Raw genomic sequence first — 17,164 nt, forward strand, 5'->3', positions numbered from 1 at the left:
CATAAAGACAGCCATCGGCTGGGGTCAACCGGCCAGCCAGGCGGGTTGACGCTTGTCGAGAAATGCCTGCACACCCTCACGGCCTTCGGCGCTGGCGCGGATGTCGGCGATCGATTCGACCGTGGCGGCAATGAGCGCGTCGTCGATCGGTTGCGCCGCCACGCGGCGCACCAGCGCCTTGCACGCGCGCACGGCCGCCGGGCCCGCACCGGTGAGGGCGCGCACGATGCCTTGCACGTGCACATCGAGCGCCTCGGGCGCCACGACCGCGTGGACGAAGCCGATGCGCAGCGCCTCGGCAGCGTCGAAGCGCTCGGCGGTGAGGAAGTAGCGCTGCGCGGCGCGAGGACCCATGGCGCGGATCACATACGGGCTGATGGTGGCGGGAATGAGCCCCAGGCGCACTTCGCTCAGGCAAAAGCCCGCCGTGTCCACCGCGACCGCGATGTCGCACGCGGCGACGAGCCCCATGCCGCCGGCATATACATCGCCCTGAATGCGCGCGACGGTGGGCTTGGGACATTGGTCGATCGTGCGCAGCATCTCGGCCAGCGCGGCGGCATCGGCCAGGTTCTCCTCGCGCGTGTAGCCAGCCATGCGGCGCATCCAGTTCAGGTCGGCGCCGGCGCAAAAGGCTGGGCCCTCGGCGGCCAGCACGATGGCCCGCACGTCCTCACGCTTGCCCAGCGCGACGAAGGCTGCGCGGAGTTCGGCAATCACCTCGTCGTTAAAGGCATTGCGCAGCTCGGGCCGCGCGAGCGTGACGGTGGCGACGGCTCCCTCGACGCCGATGTTCAAGTGTCTCGATGCGTTCATCGCAAAGCCTCCTGGTGTGCGGGCAGTGACAAGCGGCGGGCGCGGGCGTGCATGTCCCGGGTGCTCACATGCGGAACAGGCCGAAGCGGGTGTCGGCGATCGGCGTGTTGCGCGCCGCCGAGAGGCCGAGCGCCAGCACGCGGCGGGTGTCAGCCGGGTCGATGATGCCGTCGTCCCACAGCCGCGCGGTCGCGTAATACGGGTGGCCCTGGGCTTCGTATTGCGCTTTGATCGGGGCCTTGAAGGCGGCTTCTTCCTCGGCGCTCCAAGTGCCGCCCTTGGCCTCGATGCCGTCGCGCTTGACGGTGGCGAGCACGCTCGCGGCCTGCTCGCCGCCCATGACCGAGATGCGCGCGTTGGGCCACATCCAGAGGAAACGCGGCGAATACGCGCGGCCACACATGCCGTAGTTGCCCGCGCCGAAACTGCCGCCGATGATGACGGTGAACTTCGGCACCGCGGCGGTGGCGACCGCCGTCACCATCTTGGCGCCATGGCGCGCAATGCCTTCGTTTTCGTACTTGCGCCCGACCATGAAGCCGGTGATGTTCTGCAGGAACACCAGCGGGATTTTCCGCTGGCAGCACAGCTCGATGAAGTGCGCGCCCTTGAGCGCCGACTCGCTGAACAGGATGCCGTTGTTGGCGATGATGCCCACGGGCATGCCTTCGATGCGCGCGAAGCCGCACACCAGGGTGGTGCCAAAGCGCGCCTTGAATTCGTCGAACTCGCTGCCGTCGACGATGCGGGCGATGATCTCGCGCACGTCGAAGGGCTTGCGGGTGTCGGTGGGAATGACGCCGTAGAGCTCAATTGCTTCATATTTCGGAGCAACCGGTGTCCATTCCACGCTGGGCTTGCGGCCTTTTTGGTTCAAATTGGCAACCGCCGCGCGCGCCAGCGCGAGTGCGTGCAGGTCGTTTTGCGCCAGGTGGTCCGCGACGCCCGAGAGCCGCGTGTGCACATCGCCGCCCCCGAGTTCCTCGGCGCTCACCACTTCGCCCGTGGCGGCCTTCACGAGCGGCGGGCCGCCGAGGAAGATGGTGCCCTGGTTCTTGACGATGATGGTCTCGTCGCTCATGGCCGGCACATAGGCGCCGCCCGCGGTGCACGAACCCATGACCACGGCGATTTGCGCGATGCCCTGCGCGCTCATGTTCGCCTGGTTGTAGAAGATGCGGCCGAAATGGTCGCGGTCGGGGAAGACCTCGTCCTGGTTGGGCAGGTTGGCGCCGCCCGAATCGACCAAGTAGATGCAGGGCAGGCCGTTCTGCTGCGCCACCTCCTGCGCCCGCAGGTGCTTCTTGACCGTCATCGGGTAGTACGTGCCGCCCTTCACCGTGGCGTCGTTGCAGACGATCATGCAGTCGACGCCGCTGACGCGGCCGATACCGGCGATCAAACCGGCGCTGGGGGCTTCGTCGTTGTAGAGACCGAGCGCGGCGAGCGGCGCGAGTTCGAGAAACGGCGTACCCGGATCCAGCAGCCGCTGCACCCGTTCGCGCGGCAGCAGCTTGCCGCGCGCGGTGTGCTTGGCCCGCGCGGCCTCGCCGCCGCCCAACTGCACCCGCGCGATTTGCGCCTGCAGATCATCGACGAGCGCACGCATGGCGGCGGCGTTGGCCTGGAAATCGGCGCTGCGGGGGTTGAGCTGGCTTTGCAGAACAGGCATGGGCAATCTCCGAACGACGGGGCGGCCCATTGTCGCGCAGCCAACCGGAACCGGGTTTGCCATTTGGGTTGCAAATCCTGCCAAGGATCCGCAAACTCCAACCATGCCTCAGGCTCACGCCCAAACGCCCGCCCCGGATCGTCCACGCGCACCCGCCGCCACGCCGATGGCTTTCGTGCAAGCGGTCTGCGCCGCCTACGCACGCGCCCAGCGCTCACCCGAAGCGGCGCTGCAAGCCGCACAAATCGCGCCCGAGGCGGCCAATGCCGGCGTGGGATACACCACGGCCGACGCGTTCGAGCGGCTCTGCGGCCACGCCATGCGCGAGCTCAACGACGAAGCGCTCGGCTGGTTCAGCCGCCGCCTGCCCTGGGGCAGCTACGGCATGCTCGCGCGCGCGTCGCTCAGCGCCCCGACGCTCGGCGTCGCGCTCAAGCGCTGGTGCCGGCACCACGGCTTGCTCACGAGCGACATCACCCTCGCGGTTCAGGTGCAGGGCGACACCGCGTCGATCGTCTGGACCGAGCACCAGGCACCGGGCGGCGACGGCAGCCTGCGCGAGTTCTGCTGCGTCTCGGTGCTGCGCAACATCCACGGCCTGGCTTGCTGGTTCGTCGATTCCCGCATTCCGCTGCGCGGCGCGAGCTTTGCCTTTGCCGCCCCGCCCCATGCCCAGGCTTATGCCGTGCTGTTCGACGGCCCCACCCGTTTCGACGCCGAGCAAACCGCCATCCGCTTCGATGCGCGCTACCTCGATCTACCCATCAAGCGCGACGAAGCGGCGATGAATCAGATGCTGCAGCGCGCCCTGCCGCTCCAGGTGCGCCCCTATCGGCGCGACCGACTGCTGGTGCAGCGCGTGCGGCAACTGCTGCAAACGCAGCCCCAGCACACCCGGAACGCCGATGCGCTCGCCGCGCTGCTGCACCTCTCGGCGCGCAGCCTGCACCGCCAATTGAAGGAAGAAGGCGCGACGCTGCAGGCCTTGAAGGACGAAGTGCGCCGCGACCGCGCCCTCACGCTGTTGCAGCGCAGCGACAAGCCGCTCAAACAGGTGGCCGAAGCCGCGGGCTTTCAAAACGAAAAAAGCTTCGTCCGCGCATTCCGAGGCTGGACGGGCATGACGCCCGGTGCGTGGCGGGCGCGGTCTTGCGCGCCCGCCAGCCCTCAAGCCAGCAGATCCCCATCGACGTAGAACCAGTACCCCTCCTCGCGCACGAAGCGGCTGCGTTCGTGCAGGCGCTGCCCGCGACCGGCGAGACGGGAGCGGGCGACGAATTCGACCTCCTTGTGTCCCGGCATCACTGGCGTTCACGGTAACGTAGAAGTCGCCGGCGCTGCGCGGCTTTATCGCGCAGCGTCCGTGTGGACTGCCGGGTTAGCTCTTCTTGAGCTTCGGAAGAACTTTTGTAAGGAACTCTTCGGTGTTTTCTTCATCGCACAGCCTCTCCAAGAACTTCGCTGCGTCGGCGCTTGCAATTTCGCTTTCAAGCAAGATATTTCCCAACACACGGAGTCTGTCCAATTGATCTTTCTCGGAAATCCGGGGGCGAAGGGTCGTGTCTGTCTTTACAACCTCAACGAAGCAGTCGGTTGCCTCGGAGTCAAAGGACTCAAACATTTCTTTGATGTAGTGAGCTGCGCCGTAGGAGTAATAGTTCTTCCGAGCATAGCTGTAACTAGACCCTTTATAACCAACATACGTTCTGGTGATTGCCTCGACAAACTTAGGAAGCAATTCGGATGGCATGAACCGAGCAAATGGTTGTAACTGCTTCGCAAACGAACGTTCTTTGTCCCAATCATCCAGAGATTCGCTCATTGCATTAACCAGGGGCTCAACGATAATTTTTCTGCTAGCCCCGCTAACGTACATCATTCCGCCAACAATCTGTATGTAGGTGAGGGCGCGCTGAATCTTCTTTGCATCCCCCTCCACTATCTCTTTGTCGAATCGCTTTCCGATTTGTTTTTTGTCTTCTTTTGTAAGCGATCCCCACAGGATGGGAGCACAGAATTCAATGTTGCCTCGAAGGTCACTGGATATGACGTCGCTAATGTAGGTTGAGTAAAAGCGATTCGACAGTTCCGACTTGTAAACGGCGGGGAGGTCAACAAATGCCTGATCTACGGCAATGTGATTTCTTGCAAAGTCTGCCGAGTCCATAAGTGTCAGGTAGGCAGATATATCGATAATTGAGGCGGGGTACTCTTGGGACAAGACGTATTTGTTGCAGTCCGAAATCAGGTTCAGCACCTTCACAACAAACCGGGGTCTGAACTCTTGGGGTGCCCATCGAATAGGTTTCTGGTCTCCCGAGCTTGGTGCATCATCTTCCGTGCTTCCCAGCTAAACACTCCAATCTTGTATGCGCCTTCAATCAAGTCATGGTCTGTCACATGATCTTGAAAATCTTCGTATTTCTCAATTTTCCGCTTTGGGTTAATTTCCTTGTTGAAAAGGTCGAGACTTCGATGAATGATTTTTTGTCGGATGTCGTCAATAACGGCATTCCAATACGACCCAATCGCGCTTCTATATCCTTTGACCGTAAGCACACGAAGGGCTTCTGCCAAGTAGGGGCAGTCACGCACTTCTTCCCGGACATTTACGATTTCCTTCGAAACCAACGATGCTTCCTCAGGCGACATCAAGTCACCATGATCGTTAGGGAAGGTTACGGCTAGATCTGTTTTCTTCGGCATGGATGGCCTCAATGGCAATTGGATAGAGCTAACGTTCCGGTTCAGCGGCGGCGCGCAGCGCCGTCCGCTGCAACCGGTTGTTGGGCGGCACCATTGAACATCACGGCCGAACCTCGCTCATGAGGGCAAGAAGGTTTCGGTCCGGATCGCGGAAAAACGCCATCCACAATTCATGGTCGGGTAGCTTCGCGATGAGATGAGGCTTTGCTTCGAAAAGAACGCCCCGTGCCGACAACGTTTCGAAAGCCGCGTGCAGGTCCGGGACCTTGTAGTAGATGACTGAACTGTAGTTTTCGGCCTGGGCCTTGGCAGGAGCATCCAGCATAAGCCGGACACCGGCGCAGTCGAAGAAGCCGAGACCTGGTGGCGCCTGAAAAAGGAAACGCATTCCCAGAGTATCGCGGTAGAAGGCGACTGCTCGCTCGATATCGCTGACCGGGACGGCAATTTGCCCGATTTGAACCAGCCCAAAGTTGGCTGTCACAGAGTCGCTCATGAAAGGGTTCCTCCCGTGATGTATCAGTCCGCCCAACGTAAATTCGACACCAAGTGTCTCCGTAAATGCTTTATAGGCCATGCCCAATAATCCGGAAACCCGTGCTAACCCCATGTTTCACAAGGCTCAACCTGTCCGATAACCTCGTCAACCGCATGTCCTCCCCCTTCCAGATCGTCTCTGCTGCACAGCCGCCCAGGTTGTTGGCCCAGTTGCGTGACCGTTTCCCGCTCAGGCATTACAGCCTACGCACCGAGCAGGCTTATGTCCACTGGGTGAAACGATACATCCTGTTCCACGGCAAACGCCACCCTGCCGAGATGGGCAAGGCGGAGGTGGAGGCCTTTTTGACCCACTTGGCCGTCGAACGTCATGTCGCCGCTTCGACGCAGACGCAGGCCTTGTCGGCTTTGCTGTTCCTGTATAAGGAGGTCCTGGGCGTCGATCTGCCCTGGCTTTCCGAGTGGACGCGGGCGAAGCGGCCAGCCCTCAAGCCAGCAGATCCCCATCGACGTAGAACCAGTGCCCCTCCTCGCGCACGAAGCGGCTGCGTTCGTGCAGGCGCTGCCCGCGACCGGCGAGACGGGAGCGGGCGACGAATTCGACTTCCGCGTGGTCGGCGTCGATGGGGCGCGCGTGCTTGACCTCGAGGCCGAGCCACTTCAGGCCGGGCTCCAGGCTCAGATCGTCGGGGCGGGTGCTGGGGTGCCAGGTGGCGCGCAGATGCTCGGTGTGGCCGAGCGCATAGGCGCTGTAGCGCGAACGCATGAGCGATTCGGCGTCGGGCGCGGGCAGGCCGGTGCCGAGATAGCGCCCGCAACAATCGGCCAACATTCGGGGCCGGCCGCGCGCATCGGTGCGGCCGCAAGGGCAAGTCAGGCTCATGGGGTCTGGCGTGGCGGGGCGCGCGGCCACGGGCTGGCCGCGGAAAGGGGTTATGGTAGCGAAACCTGTGCATCCAAGGAGCGCCTGATGACCGACCTGTCCGCCTTTCCCATCACCCGCCGCTGGCCCGCACGACATCCGGACCGGCTGCAGCTCTACAGCCTGCCCACGCCCAACGGCTTGAAGGTGTCGATCATGCTGGAGGAATGCGGCCTGCCCTACGAGGCGCATCGCGTGAATTTCGAGACGAACGACCAATTCACGCCCGAGTTTCTTTCGCTCAACCCGAACAACAAGATCCCCGCCATCCTCGACGCGAACGGCCCGGGTGGCGAGCCGCTGCCGCTGTGGGAGTCTGGCGCCATCCTCATCTACCTGGCGGAGAAGACCGGGCGCTTCCTGCCCACGGTGCCTGCACGCCGTTACGAAACCCTGCAGTGGCTGATGTTCCAGATGGGCGGCATCGGTCCGATGTTCGGGCAGCTCGGCTTTTTCACGATCTTCGCCGGCAAGGACTATGAGGACAAACGCCCGCGCGATCGCTATGCGGCTGAGTCGCGCCGGCTGCTTGGCGTGCTCAACCAGCGCCTCTCGGGCCGCGCCTGGGTGATGGGGGAGGACTACAGCATTGCGGACATCGCCATCTTTCCCTGGGTGCGCAACCTCATCGAGCGCTACCGCGCCGCCGACCTCGTGGGCTGGGCCGACTTCCCCGAAGTGCAGCGGGTGCTGACCGCCTTCATGGCGCGGCCCGCGGTGCAACGCGGCATCGCAGTCCCTGATTCCGCGTTGCCCTGAACGCTGCGCCTCTTCACTGCCAGCCCCAGCGGCGGACGTAGTAGCCCTTGACCGCCTGCGTCAAGGCCATATACGCCAGCAGGATCAGCGGCAGGAAAACGAAATACAGCGGCGGCAGTGGCTGCAGCTTGAAGTAGTGCGCCAGCGGCCCCATCGGCAGGAAGATGCCGATCGCGATGATGGCCACCGTCATCGCCATGAGGGGCGCGGCGGCGCGGCTTTGAATGAAGGGAATCTTCGGCGTGCGGATCATGTGCACGATGAGGGTCTGCGTCAGCAGCCCCTCGACGAACCAGCCCGACTGGAAAAGGGTTTGCTGGGCCACGGTGTTGGCGCCGAACACGAACCACATCAGCGCATAGGTCAGGATGTCGAAAACCGAGCTGATGGGGCCGAAGAACGCCATGAAGCGGCCGATGTCGGCGGGGTTCCAGCGCTGCGGTTGTTTGAGCAGTTCTTCATCGACGTTGTCGAAGGGAATGGCGGTTTGCGACACGTCGTACAGCAGGTTCTGCACCAGCAGATGCATCGGCAGCATCGGCAGGAAGGGGATGAAGGCCGAGGCCACCAGCACCGAGAACACATTGCCGAAGTTGGAGCTGGCCGTCATCTTGATGTACTTGAGCATGTTGGCGAAGGTGCGGCGGCCCTCCTGCACCCCCTCGTCCAGCACCATCAGGCTCTTTTCCAGCAGGATGATGTCGGCGGCTTCCTTGGCGATGTCCACCGCCGTATCGACCGAGATGCCGATGTCCGCGGTGCGCAGTGCCGGGGCGTCGTTGATGCCATCGCCCATGAAGCCGACCACGTGACCGTTGGCCTTCAAGAGGCGCACGATGCGCTCCTTGTGCGCGGGGGTGAGCTTGGCAAAGACGTTGTGGTGTTCCACCGCCTGGGCCAGCTCGGGGTCGCTCATCCGTTCGACATCGCCACCCAGAAGCACACCTTGCTGTTCGAGCCCGACTTCGCGGCAGATCTTGGCCGTCACCCGCTCGTTGTCGCCGGTGAGCACCTTGACCGCCACACCGTGCTCGGCCAGCGCCTTGAGGGCGGGCGCGGTGGACTCCTTGGGCGGGTCGAGGAAGGCGACGTAGCCGATCAGCGTCAGGTCCGACTCGTCGGCCACGCTGTAGACCTCCTTGCTCGGCGGCACTTCCTTGGCGGCCACGGCCACCACGCGCAGGCCCTCTTCGTTCAGCTCGGCGGTCACTTCGCGGATGCGGGCCAGCAGTTCCGGCGTCAGCGGCTCGATGGCGTCACCGTGGCGCACGCGCGAGCAGACGGCGAGGACTTCCTCGACCGCGCCCTTGCAGATCAGCTCGTGGTGGTCCTCGCGCTCACTCACCACCACCGACATGCGGCGGCGGTTGAAGTCGAACGGGATCTCATCGACCTTGCGGTAGTTGTTGGCCGGGTTCAGTTTCTGGTGGACATCCACGTGTTCGAGCACCGCCACGTCCAGCAGGTTTTTCAGGCCGGTCTGGTAGTAGCTGTTGAGGTAGGCCATCGCCAGCACCTCGTCGGACTCTTCACCCCAGACATCGACATGGCGCGCGAGGAAAATCTTGTCCTGCGTCAGCGTGCCGGTCTTGTCGGTGCACAGCACGTCCATCGCGCCGAAGTTCTGGATGGCATCCAGCCGCTTGACGATGACCTTTTTGCGCGAAAGGAACACCGCGCCTTTGGCCAGCGTCGAGGTGACGATCATCGGCAGCATCTCGGGTGTCAGGCCCACGGCGATAGACAGCGCAAACAGCAGTGCCTCCAGCCAGTCGCCCTTGGTGAAGCCATTGATCAGCAGCACCAGCGGGACCATGACCGCCATGAAACGGATCAGCAGCCAGCTCACCTTGTTCACACCGGCCTGGAAGGCCGTGGGCGCGCGGTCGGTGGCGGTGACGCGGCTGGCCAGCGCACCGAAATAGGTGGCATTGCCGGTGGCGAGGACCACGGCGGTCGCCGAACCAGACACCACGTTGGTGCCCATGAACAGGATGTTGTCGAGCTCCAGCGGGTTGATCGCCGAGGCCAAGCGCTGGACGGCGAACTTCTCCACCGGCATCGACTCGCCGGTCATCGCCGCCTGGGCCACGAACAGGTCTTTGGCGCTGAGCACTCGGCAGTCGGCCGGGATCATGTCGCCCGCCGACAGCACGATCACATCGCCGGGCACCAGCAGCTTGATCGGCACTTCAACCGGCTTGCCGTGCTTCACATGCAGATGCGCGCCGTAGTACTGCTCGAAGATCGGTGCGGCCTCCTCGGACAGGTCACGCCGGAGGACGGTGGCCGTGTTGCTGACCATCGCCTTGAGTGCGTCGGCGGCCTTGTTGGACTTCGCTTCCTGCCAGAAGCGCAGCAGGGTGGACAGCAGCACCATCGTGCCGATCACGACCGTGGCCTTCATGTCCTCGGTGAGATAGGAGATGACGGCCAGCAGCGTCAGCAGCAGGTTGAAGGGATTCTTGTAGCAGTGCCACAGGTGCGCCCACCAGGGCAGCGGCTTCTCGTGCTCGACCTCGTTGAGGCCGACACGGGCGCGAATGGCGGCTGCTTCGGCCTCGGTCAAACCATCGCGATGACTGCCCAACTGGCGCAGCAAATCATCCGGGTCCGCGGTGGCGGCGCGGACCAGGGTTTGGGTCAGCGTCGGCGGCACTTCGCGGCTCACGCCGGTCTGGGCCAGGGTGTCCAGCAAAGCCAGGCGACGGAAATGCCGGCCCAGGTGACGGCTGCGCAGGAAGGCGGCGAATCGTTCTTTCAGCAGTGTGATGTCCAATGGGTTCTCCAGCCCTCGCCCGAGCGCTTCAACCCGATGAAGCCGCGCTCAGCCAGGCAACGTTTACCCGACTTCCGTGACGGCCATGACGGCCAGCGCGTGCAAACAAGCAGCGGCTTACCGCGTCGGTCCCGCGCGGCAGCCCGGCGCTCGAGGACGCTCAAAGCGCGCGTTGAATCAGGATTTTCTGCACGTCGCTCGTGCCTTCATAAATCTGGCAGACGCGCACGTCGCGCCAGATGCGTTCGACCGGGAAGTCGCTGACGTAGCCGTAGCCGCCGAGTGTCTGGATGGCGGCGCTGCAGACCGCTTCGGCGGTTTCGCTGGCGAACAGTTTGGCCATCGCCGCTTCCTTCAGACACGGCCGGCCAGCATCGCGCAGCGCGGCGGCATGCCAGACGAGCTGGCGCGCGGCTTCGAGCCGGGTGGCGCAGTCGGCGAGGCGAAAGCCCACCGCCTGGTGGTTGAAGATCGGCTGGCCGAAGCTCTCGCGTTCCTTGGCGTAGGCAATCGCCACCTCGAGCGCGCTGCGCGCCATGCCCACGCTTTGCGCGGCGATGCCAATGCGCCCGCCCTCGAGCGCCGAGAGCGCGATGCGGTAGCCCTCGCCCTCTTCGCCGATGCGGTTCTCCACCGGAATGCGGCAGTTCTCGAGCTGAATCTGCGCGGTGTCGCTGCTGTGCTGGCCCACCTTGTCCTCGAGCCGTGCGACGATGTAGCCCGGCGTGTCGGTGGGCACGAGAAAGGCGCTCATGCCGCGCTTGCCCGCGCTCTTGTCGGTGACGGCAATGACGATGGCCACCTGGCCGTTCTTGCCGCTGGTGATGAACTGCTTGACGCCGTTGAGCACGTATTGGTCGCCCTCGCGCACGGCGGTGGTGCGCAGGGCCGAGGCGTCGCTGCCCACATGCGGCTCGGTGAGGCAGAACGCGCCGAGGATGTCGCCGCGCGCGGCGGGCGCAAGGAAGCGCTGCTGCTGCTCGGGCGTGCCGTACATCATCAGAATCGCGTTGTACGGGCAGTTGGTGACCGAGATCGCGGTGCTGGTGCCGCCGTCGCCCGCGGCGATTTCCTCGAGCACCAGCGCGAGCGTGAGGTAGTCGAGCCCCGCGCCGCCGAGCGACTCGGGCACGCAGATGCCGTAGGCCCCCAGTGCGGCGAGCCCGCGGTGCGCCTCGCGCGGGAAGATGTGCTCGCGGTCCCAGCGCGCGGCGTGGGGCCAGAGCTCCTGCTGGGCGTAGGCGCGCACGGCGTCGCGGATCATTTCCTGTTCGGCGGTCAAGAGCATGGGGTTACCAGCCCGCGAAGCGGGTTCCATCGTGGTTGAGAAAAGCGCCGCGGTCGGCCGGGCCGAGCCGCCCGGCGAGCGCGACGAGGTCGGCCGCGCTTTGTTCGACCGACAGCGGCGCGGCAGCACCCCCCATGTCGGTCTGCACCCAGCCGGGATGCACCGCGACCAGGATCGCGTCGGGGTAGGCGGTTTGCGCCGAAGCCACCGCCATGTTGAGCGCCGCCTTGCTGACGCGGTAAAGCCAGGCGTTGCTGCCCGACACCTCGGCGATGCGCCCCATGACGCTGGAGAGGAAGGCCATGCGCCCACGCGCCGCCGCCACCAGCGGCGCGACCTGCGGGATGACCTGCATCGCGCCCAGCACATTGGTGTGCATCACGCGGTCGAAGGCCTCGCGCGTGGGTGGCGTGTGGGCATCGGCGCGGTCCATCACGCCCGCGACGTACCAGGCGATGTCGAGCTTTTCGCCATCGAGCCGCCAGGCCAGCGCGCTCACGCTCTGCGGATCGGCCACATCGAGCGGCAGCGCCTCGGCGCCGGCGGCACGCAGCCGCGCGAGCGCGGCGTCGTCGCGCGCGGTGGCGATGACGCGGTCGCCCTGGTCGAGGTGGCGCGCCACCAGCGCCGCCCCAATGCCACGCGAGGCGCCGAGGATCAGTACCGTCGCCACTTTGCAGCCTTTCTGCCTGTACCCCAGCGTGAAATGGTCATATGACGCTATATAAGTTAGAGCATCTCGAGAGCGACGGCGGTGCCCTCGCCGCCGCCGATGCACAGCGTGGCGACGCCGCGCTTCAAGCCGCGTTGCTTGAGCGCATACATCAGCGTGACCATGATGCGCGCGCCGCTGCAGCCGATCGGGTGTCCGAGCGCGCAAGCGCCGCCGTGGACGTTGAGTTTTTCATGCGGCACGCCAAGGTCGTGCATGAGCGCCATGGGCACGACGGCGAAGGCCTCGTTGACTTCCCAGAGGTCGACGTCAGCCACCGTCCAGCCCGCTTTGGCCAGCGCCTTTTGCGTCGCGCCGATCGGCGCGGTGGTGAACCAGCCCGGCGCCTGGGCGTGCACCGCGTGACTCACCAGCCGCGCGAGCGGCTGGCAGCCGAGCTTTTCGGCCATCGAGGCGCGCATCATCACGAGCGCGGCGGCGCCGTCGTTGATGCTCGAGCTGCTGGCGGCGGTGATGGTGCCGTCTTTCTTGAACGCAGGCTTGAGCGTGGGGATTTTGTCGATCTTCACGCGGCCCGGGCCTTCGTCGATGCTGACCACGCGCTCACCGCTGCGGTCTTTGACGGTGACCGGCGTGATCTCGGCAGCGAAGGCACCCGACTCGGTGGCCGCCTTGGCGCGGCGCACGCTTTCCATCGCAAAAGCGTCCTGCTGCTCGCGCGTGAAGCCGTACTTGGCCGCGCAGTCTTCGCCAAAGGTGCCCATGGCGCGGCCGGGCTCGTAGGCGTCTTCCAGCCCGTCGAGCATCATGTGGTCGTAGATGCGGTCATGGCCGATGCGGTAGCCGCCGCGGGCTTTTTGCAGCAAGTAGGGCGCGTTGGTCATGCTCTCCATGCCGCCGGCGACCATGACTTCGGCGCTGCCGGCGAGCAGCATGTCGTGCGCGAACATCGCTGCGCGCATGCCCGAGCCGCACATCTTGCTCATCGTGACCGCGCCCGTGCTCTCGGGCAGCCCGCCCTTGAGCAGCGCTTGACGCGCCGGCGCCTGGCCCTGGCCGGCCATGAGGCAGTTGCCGAAGATGACTTCCTCGACGAGCTCGGGCGCGATGCCCGCGCGCGCAACCGCCGCGGCAATGGCCGCGCCGCCGAGGTCGTGCGCGGCGAGGCTGGCAAAGTCGCCCTGGAAGCTGCCCATGGGGGTGCGGGCAGCGCTGACGATGACGATGGGGTCGTTCATGGCGGTTCCTTTCATGGTCTATAGATAAAAATCGGCGTTTGCCGGCGTGAAACGGTACTTTCTTGCTATCGACAAAGGAGTTATATCGAGGTACTCACGCGCGCGTCGGTGGCCTCGCGGCGGAAGCGTCGCTCTGGGTCGTAAGGGAAGACGTCGTACACATGGCCCTCGAGGATGCGTTCCTTGTGGCTTTGCCAGAACTCCACGTCGAGCAGGTCGGCGTGGTGCTTCATGAACACCTCGCGCACGAGCGGGTTGCCCAGCAGAAAGGGCCCGAAGGTCTCGGGGAACACATCGTGCGGGCCGACGCTGTACCAGATTTCGCCGCTCATCTCGTCGTCTTCGTTGCGCGGCGGCGGCACGCGGCGGAAGTTGCAGTCGGTGACGTACTCGATTTCGTCGTAGTCGTAGAACACCACCTTGCCGTGCCGCGTGATGCCGAAGTTCTTCCACAGCATGTCGCCGGGGAAGATGTTGGCCGCGACCAGGTCTTTGATGGCATTGCCGTAGTCGATGACGGCGTGTTCGAGCTGGCGCCGCGCGCGCGCGTCGTTCGGGTCTTTTTGCAGCGCGTCGAAGGCTTCTTGCAGGTAGATGTTGAGCGGGATCATGCGCCGCTCGATGTAGACGTGTTTCAGGATGACTTCGGTGCGTCCGTCACCGTCGCGGTCGGAGATTTCGAGCTGGCTGGGCGCGAATTTTTCGATCTCGGCGATCAGCTCATCGGTGAAGCGCTCGCGCGGGAAGGCCACCTCGGAGAACTCCAGCGTGTCGGCCATGCGGCCCACGCGGTCGTGTTGCTTGACCAGCAGGTATTTGCCGCGGATCTGCTCGCGCGTGGTGTCTTTCTGCGGCGGGTAATAGTCCTTGATGAGCTTGAACACGAAGGGAAAGCTCGGCAGGTCGAACACCAGCATCACCATGCCCTTGATGCCCGGCGCGATGCGGAAGCGGTCGGTGCTGTGCCGCATGTGGTAGAGGAAGTCGCGGTAGAACAGCGTTTTGCCCTGCTTGGCCAGACCCAGCGCGTTGTAGAACTCGGCGCGCGGCTTTCGCGGCATCATGCTGCGCAGGAACTGCACATAGGCCGAGGGGATTTCCATGTCCACCATGAAGTAGGCGCGGGCGAAGGAGAACAGCATGAGCAGGTCGTCCTCGCCGTGCAGCAGCGCGTCGATCACGAGCTGGCCCTGCGCGTTGTGCAGGATGGGCAGCGCAAACGGCAGCTCCTGAAAGCCGTTGATGACTTTGCCGACCACATACGCGCCTTTGTTCCGGTAGAACAGGCTCGAAAGCACCTGAACCTGAAAATTCGCGCGCAGATGCACATGGTCGAACAGCGGGCGGATCGCCTCGAACACGAAATGGATGTCGCGGTCGAGATCCTCGAACGGCACCCGCAGCCCGAAGTCCTCGATCATGCGGCGCAGCTCGGAGACGATGGTTTCGCGCTGCGGGTAGTAAGAGCGGAAGGTGGTGTCGGTGCGGCGTGGGTCTTCGCTCTCGATGTACTCGGTGCTGATCGCCGGGCGCACGAAGATGAAGTCGTTCTGGAAGTAGCTGCGGTGCAGGATCTTGGTGGTGACCGAGTTGAAGAAGGTCTCGGCCAGCTCGGGCTGGCGGTGGTTGACCAAGAGGCCGATGTAGAGCAGCTTGACCTGCTCCCACACTTCCATCGGCTGCTCATGCGCCTTGAATTCGCGCTCGAGCCGACGTGAACACTCGCGCACGCGCAGATCGTAGAACTCGATGCGTTCGCGCTGCGCGCGCTGCTGGCCGTGCCAGTCCTGCGTCTCGAAGCGGTGCTTGGCGCGTGCGCTCTCGGTGCGAAACAGCGTGTAGTGGCGGTTAAAGCCGTCGATCATCGCCTTGGCGATGTCGAAGGCGAGCGGCGAGTCGAGTTTCTTCAGCAACATCTTCACCCCCCCGCCGTCAGGGTCAGCGCCTCGCCGCGCGGGTAGCGCTTGATGGCGGCACGGAACACATCGACCACTTCGCCCGCATGCTGCATGCTCACGCCGAGGTCTTTGAGGCGTCCATCGGCCAGGCCGTAGACCAGCCCATGCACGGCCACCCGCTGGCCGCGCGCCCAGGCGTCCTGCAGCACGTTCGACAAGGCCACGTTGCCGACTTGCTCGATCACGTTCATCTCGATGAGCGCATCTTCCTGCTGCGCGGGCGCCAGATGGTCGAGCCGGCGCCGATGGCGCAGCTTGACGTCGTGCACATGGCGCAGCCAGTTGTCGACCAGCCCCAAGCGCGTGCCCTGGAGCGTCGCGCGCACGCCGCCACAGCCATAGTGGCCGACGACCATGATGTGCTCGACCCGCAAATGGTCGACCGCGAACTGGATCACCGACAGCGCGTTGAGGTCCGAGTGCACCACCACGTTGGCGACGTTGCGGTGCACGAACACCTCGCCCGGGTCGAGCCCGATGATTTCATTGGCCGGCACGCGGCTATCGGAGCAGCCGATCCAGAGGTATTTCGGGCTTTGCTGACGCGCCAAGCGCGCAAAAAACCCCGGGCGCTCGCGCTCGATGCGCTCGGCCCAGGCCCGGTTGTTTTGGAACAGCGTGGAAAGATCGGAAGTCATGCCGACAGTCTAGCCGCGGCACCTCACATCGTCTCCGCAAACAGCTCGCGGCCGATGAGCATGCGGCGGATTTCGCTGGTGCCGGCGCCGATTTCATACAGCTTCGCGTCGCGCCACAGCCGACCCATCGGGTAGTCGTTGATGTAGCCGTTGCCGCCAAAAATCTGGATGCCTTCGCCCGCCATCCAGGTGGCTTTTTCGGCCGTCCAAAGGATGACGCTCGCGCAGTCCTTGCGCACCTGGCGCACATGCTGGCTGCCCAGCAGGTCGAGGTTCTTCGCCACCGTATAGGCGAAACTGCGCGCGGCCTGCAGCACGGTGTACATGTCGGCCACCTTGCCCTGGATGAGCTGGAATTCGCCGATGCTCTGGCCGAACTGCTTGCGCTCGTGGATGTAGGGAATGACGTTGTCCATCACCGCCTGCATGATCCCGAGCGGCCCGCCCGAGAGCACGGCGCGCTCATAGTCCAGCCCGCTCATGAGCACCCGGGCGCCGTTGTTCACGCCGCCGAGCACGTTCTCGGCCGGCACTTCGACGTCTTGGAACACCAGCTCGCCCGTGTGGCTGCCGCGCATCCCGAGCTTGTCGAGCTTTTGCGCCACCGAAAACCCCTTCATGCCCTTTTCGATCAGGAAGGCGGTGACGCCCCGCGCGCCGAGTTCGGGCTCGGTCTTGGCGTAGACCACCAGCGTGTCGGCATCGGGCCCGTTGGTGATCCACATCTTGCTGCCGTTGAGCAGGTAATAGCCGCCTTTGTCCTCGGCGCGCAACTTCATGCCCATGACGTCGGAGCCGGCGCCCGGCTCGCTCATGGCCAGCGCGCCCACGTGTTCGCCGGAAATCAGCTTGGGCAGGTACTTGGCCTTCTGCGCCTCGTTGCCGTTGCGGTTGATCTGGTTCACGCACAGGTTGCTGTGCGCGCCGTAGCTCAGGCCCACCGAAGCGCTCGCCCGGCTGATTTCCTCCATCGCCACCATGTGCGCGAGGTAGCCCATGCCCGCGCCGCCGTAGGCTTCGGGCACGGTGATGCCGAGCAGGCCGAGTTCGCCCATCTTGGGCCAGAGGTCCATCGGAAACTGGTCGCTGCGGTCGATCTCGGCGGCGCGCGGGGCGATCTCGGCCTGTGCGAAGTCGCGCACCGCGTCGCGCAGGGCGTCGATGTCCTCACCGAGTTGAAAATTGAGGCCGGGCATTGGGGTGGTCATGGGAAGGTC

15 protein-coding genes and 2 pseudogenes are annotated in these 17,164 nt (G+C 64.5%); 3 read left to right on the plus strand and 14 right to left on the minus strand.

Annotated features, from left to right (window positions below):
- Positions 1–24 precede the first annotated feature (24 nt).
- A complete protein-coding gene (locus EDC62_RS08340; protein ID WP_124222556.1) occupies positions 25–816 on the minus strand; it encodes an enoyl-CoA hydratase/isomerase family protein in 792 nt (263 codons plus the stop codon).
- 64 nt (positions 817–880) lie between these two features.
- A complete protein-coding gene (locus EDC62_RS08345; RefSeq protein ID WP_124222558.1) occupies positions 881–2,488 on the minus strand; it encodes a carboxyl transferase domain-containing protein in 1,608 nt (535 codons plus the stop codon).
- 103 nt (positions 2,489–2,591) lie between these two features.
- Here EDC62_RS08345 and EDC62_RS08350 point away from each other — a divergent pair, with 103 nt between their 5' ends.
- Entirely contained in the window at positions 2,592–3,683 is a 1,092-nt protein-coding gene (locus EDC62_RS08350) for an AraC family transcriptional regulator (RefSeq protein ID WP_124222560.1), read from the plus strand.
- Here the strand turns inward: EDC62_RS08350 and EDC62_RS13240 are convergent.
- From EDC62_RS13240 to EDC62_RS08360, 4 genes and pseudogenes are all read right to left on the minus strand, one after another.
- A pseudogene (locus EDC62_RS13240) lies at positions 3,656–3,775 on the minus strand (YchJ family metal-binding protein); the annotation flags it as partial. The gene EDC62_RS08350 and the pseudogene EDC62_RS13240 sit on opposite strands and share 28 nt — an antisense overlap.
- Before the next feature lie 91 nt (positions 3,776–3,866).
- Entirely contained in the window at positions 3,867–4,751 is an 885-nt protein-coding gene (locus EDC62_RS08355; protein WP_211330961.1) for a hypothetical protein, read from the minus strand.
- Positions 4,748–5,194, minus strand: coding sequence for a hypothetical protein (locus EDC62_RS13075; protein WP_211330962.1), 447 nt, complete (start codon positions 5,192–5,194; stop codon positions 4,748–4,750). Before EDC62_RS13075 ends, EDC62_RS08355 begins: the two co-directional genes overlap by 4 nt.
- A gap of 100 nt (positions 5,195–5,294) precedes the next feature.
- Entirely contained in the window at positions 5,295–5,690 is a 396-nt protein-coding gene (locus tag EDC62_RS08360) for a VOC family protein (RefSeq protein WP_124222562.1), read from the minus strand.
- Between the two features lie 155 nt (positions 5,691–5,845).
- On the opposite strand from EDC62_RS08360, the pseudogene EDC62_RS13305 reads away from it, so the two are divergent.
- Positions 5,846–6,082: pseudogene (locus EDC62_RS13305) on the plus strand (phage integrase N-terminal SAM-like domain-containing protein); the annotation flags it as partial.
- A gap of 97 nt (positions 6,083–6,179) precedes the next feature.
- On the opposite strand, the gene EDC62_RS13175 reads toward EDC62_RS13305, so the two are convergent.
- Entirely contained in the window at positions 6,180–6,575 is a 396-nt protein-coding gene (locus EDC62_RS13175; RefSeq protein WP_124222564.1) for a YchJ family protein, read from the minus strand.
- Between the two features lie 87 nt (positions 6,576–6,662).
- Here EDC62_RS13175 and EDC62_RS08375 point away from each other — a divergent pair, with 87 nt between their 5' ends.
- On the plus strand, positions 6,663–7,373 hold the full coding sequence (locus EDC62_RS08375; RefSeq protein ID WP_124222566.1) for a glutathione binding-like protein: 711 nt from the start codon (positions 6,663–6,665) through the stop codon (positions 7,371–7,373).
- Between the two features lie 13 nt (positions 7,374–7,386).
- Here the strand turns inward: EDC62_RS08375 and mgtA are convergent, their stop codons facing one another.
- The 7 genes from mgtA to EDC62_RS08410 form a co-directional block, all read right to left on the minus strand.
- On the minus strand, positions 7,387–10,152 hold the full coding sequence (gene mgtA / locus EDC62_RS08380; protein ID WP_124222568.1) for a magnesium-translocating P-type ATPase: 2,766 nt from the start codon (positions 10,150–10,152) through the stop codon (positions 7,387–7,389).
- A gap of 160 nt (positions 10,153–10,312) precedes the next feature.
- The gene (locus EDC62_RS08385; RefSeq protein WP_124222570.1) at positions 10,313–11,440 is read right to left on the minus strand and encodes an acyl-CoA dehydrogenase family protein; all 1,128 of its coding nucleotides are present in this window, start codon (positions 11,438–11,440) and stop codon (positions 10,313–10,315) included.
- 4 nt (positions 11,441–11,444) lie between these two features.
- Positions 11,445–12,113: an SDR family oxidoreductase gene (locus EDC62_RS08390; RefSeq protein WP_124222572.1), complete on the minus strand. Its 669-nt coding sequence runs from the start codon at positions 12,111–12,113 to the stop codon at positions 11,445–11,447.
- Positions 12,114–12,169: 56 nt separating this feature from the next.
- Positions 12,170–13,351, minus strand: coding sequence for an acetyl-CoA C-acyltransferase (locus EDC62_RS08395; RefSeq protein ID WP_124222698.1), 1,182 nt, complete (start codon positions 13,349–13,351; stop codon positions 12,170–12,172).
- Positions 13,352–13,431: 80 nt separating this feature from the next.
- Positions 13,432–15,267, minus strand: coding sequence for a bifunctional isocitrate dehydrogenase kinase/phosphatase (gene aceK / locus EDC62_RS08400; protein ID WP_124222574.1), 1,836 nt, complete (start codon positions 15,265–15,267; stop codon positions 13,432–13,434).
- Between the two features lie 2 nt (positions 15,268–15,269).
- Complete coding sequence (gene can, locus EDC62_RS08405; RefSeq protein WP_124222576.1) at positions 15,270–15,947, minus strand: carbonate dehydratase; 678 nt, start codon at positions 15,945–15,947, stop codon at positions 15,270–15,272.
- Positions 15,948–15,970: 23 nt separating this feature from the next.
- Positions 15,971–17,155, minus strand: coding sequence for an isovaleryl-CoA dehydrogenase (locus EDC62_RS08410; RefSeq protein ID WP_124222578.1), 1,185 nt, complete (start codon positions 17,153–17,155; stop codon positions 15,971–15,973).
- Positions 17,156–17,164 lie beyond the last annotated feature (9 nt).

Origin of the sequence: Tibeticola sediminis (assembly GCF_003843835.1) — a bacterium.
GTDB lineage: Bacteria > Pseudomonadota > Gammaproteobacteria > Burkholderiales > Burkholderiaceae_C > Tibeticola > Tibeticola sediminis.